A 2166-nucleotide genomic window follows, 5' to 3' on the forward strand; every position below is an offset into this window, starting at 1 on the left:
CCTCGGATGGATCTTGTGGTGAGAACGTCCCTACCGGGGACCCCACGCCCACACCAGCACCGCCGGACATGACCGATTTGCCCGTGTCGCCGCTGTGCACCCTCAGTTCCTCGCTGAGATCACCTCACTGGTCGCAAGGCGAAAGCACTGCCACCGGTGTATTCCGCGGAGCGGGTAGCCCGCACGATCGTGAACCTCATTCGTGTTCCCCGCCGCGAGGTCATTGTCGGCCCGGCGGGGCGAGGCCTGGTCGTGCAGATGAAGATCGCGCCGGGGTTGACCGAGCGGCAGATGGCGCTGCAGGTCGACAAGGGTCACCTGTATCGGACCAAGCCGGCGCCGGCCACCGACGGCAACCTGTTCCAGGCCGCGTCCGGTACGGGGTCGGTGTCGGGTGGCTGGCATGGCAAACGCCGCACGGCGTTGCGCCGGACCGCGTCGGCCGCACTGCTGACCACTGCGGTCGTGATGGCGCGCCGGTGGGCGCGCTGAACGGCTGGGGCGCCAGCGAGCACACCGCTGCCGCGGGAACGCGGATCCATGCCGGCCTCCTCGGCCCGCCGCACGCGCCCGCGGTCGTCTGCGTGCACGGGTTGGGTTGCTCGCACCGGTACTTCTTGCCAGTAGCCCGTGCACTGCGCTGCCATGCCCGGGTTGCAGCGCCGGATCTGCCGGGATTCGGGCGCACGCGCGGCCCGTCGCGCACGCTCGATGTCCGCGGTCTCTCGCTCGCGTTGGCAGACTGGCTGCGGGCGACCGGTCGCGGCGGCGCGGTGCTGGTTGCCAACTCCACCGGGTGCCAAGTCGTCGTCGACCTCGCCGTCCATGCCCCCGAGCTGGTCGGCCCGGTCGTGCTGGTCGGCCCGACGGTCGATCGGCATGCGCGCTCGGCCCCGCAACAGTTCGCGCGGCAGCTCGCCAACAGCCGCTTGGAACCCCCCATGCTGGGTGCGGTTCTGGCGCCCGACTGGATCGCCTGTGGGGCCCGGCGCTATGTCGAGACGCTGGCGTACATGCTGGCCGACCCCGTGGAACGCAAGCTTCATCATGTGCAGATGAGTGCGGTGGTCGTGCGCGGCGGGCGGGATCCGATCGTGCCCAGGGAATGGGCCGGCGAGGTCGCTTCGGGCCTGCCGCAGGGCCGGCTCGCCGAGGTCCCGGGTGTAGGGCACACGGTGAATTGGTCCGCCCCGAAGGAACTTGCCCGCATCGTGCGGCCGCTCCTGGAGGAGGTCTCGTGAGGCAGCGGCTGCGCGCGGCGCGGTACCTCGTCGACTTCGATTCCGGAGTCAACGTTGCTCGCACTCTCGGTCGCTTCCTGCGGGGGAAGGACAACCGCGGGCTCTCGGTGGGACCGGGCTCGCGGCGGCTGGCGGACCTCGCGTCGTCCCTGCCCATGCGAGCACGCCGCGCCACGTTCCCGGTCATGGGTGTTGCCCAGGGCATCCCCCTCGATCAGGCCCACCGCATCAGCGCCGACGACATATCCGAGTGGGTGGCCGGCCAGTACGCGCGCGGGCCGTACCCCGTCGTCGTCGTGGGCTCGCCCAGCGGCGCTGTCGTGCACCTCGCCGCAGCGCTGCGGGCTCCCTACCTTCCGCAGACCACGCTGGTCGCGGTCCGCGACCTGCAGACCCACCCGGACGACCCCGTCGGCGCGATGGAGGCGCTGGCTCCGACCACCCGGCTCGTCGCGCGGCGCAACCCCGAGGTCGCCGTCTACCACATGCACGACCCGGCGCAGGACCGTCCGATGCTCGAAGGCATGGCCTACCTCCGGCTCAAACGCCGAACGTTGGGACGCACGCTCGAGCGGTTCCTCGCCGAGCGGCTCGCCCCCGGCGGGACCATCCTCGTGGTCGAGAGCACTTGCACCTGGCGCTCACGCGCCGTCGGCGAGCGGGCCTACTTCCAATTCGGGTGTTTTGGGGGCGTGTCCGAGGAGGAGTACCACGACAGCGGAGCGCGCATCGCCGACTACCTGGCCCGCGAAGGGTCGCCGTGGCGGCGGTGGGAGCCGCCGGAGCCCGACGCGCGGCCCCGCGTTCCGCGTAATTCAGGTGCTCTAGAGGCGAGATGTAGGGCGTGACCTGGGGAAACACGTCGAGGCCCCCTGAAGGGGCGTGTCTCTAGGCGGTGGTGTTGCCGCTGGTCAGCGGGTTGCGG

General features: G+C 71.1%; 3 protein-coding genes. All 3 read left to right on the forward strand.

Features of this window, described 5'->3' with window-relative positions; all coding sequences use genetic code 11:
* The first annotated feature begins 156 nt into the window (after window positions 1-156).
* From KME75_RS44565 to KME75_RS41150, 3 genes are read left to right on the forward strand one after another with little or no spacing between them, the layout of a single operon-like run.
* Entirely contained in the window at window positions 157-492 is a 336-nt protein-coding gene (locus tag KME75_RS44565) for a hypothetical protein (protein WP_246633810.1), read from the forward strand.
* Complete coding sequence (locus KME75_RS44570; RefSeq protein WP_308283506.1) at window positions 480-1241, forward strand: alpha/beta fold hydrolase; 762 nt, start codon at window positions 480-482, stop codon at window positions 1239-1241. The genes KME75_RS44565 and KME75_RS44570 overlap by 13 nt, the downstream gene beginning before the upstream one ends.
* Window positions 1238-2089 carry a hypothetical protein gene (locus KME75_RS41150; protein ID WP_219420403.1) on the forward strand — a complete coding sequence of 284 codons (852 nt, stop codon included), beginning with the start codon at window positions 1238-1240 and terminating at the stop codon, window positions 2087-2089. The genes KME75_RS44570 and KME75_RS41150 overlap by 4 nt, the downstream gene beginning before the upstream one ends.
* The last annotated feature ends 77 nt before the right edge of the window (window positions 2090-2166 follow it).

Origin of the sequence: Pseudonocardia nigra (genome assembly GCF_019396355.1) — a bacterium.
GTDB lineage: Bacteria > Actinomycetota > Actinomycetes > Mycobacteriales > Pseudonocardiaceae > Pseudonocardia > Pseudonocardia nigra.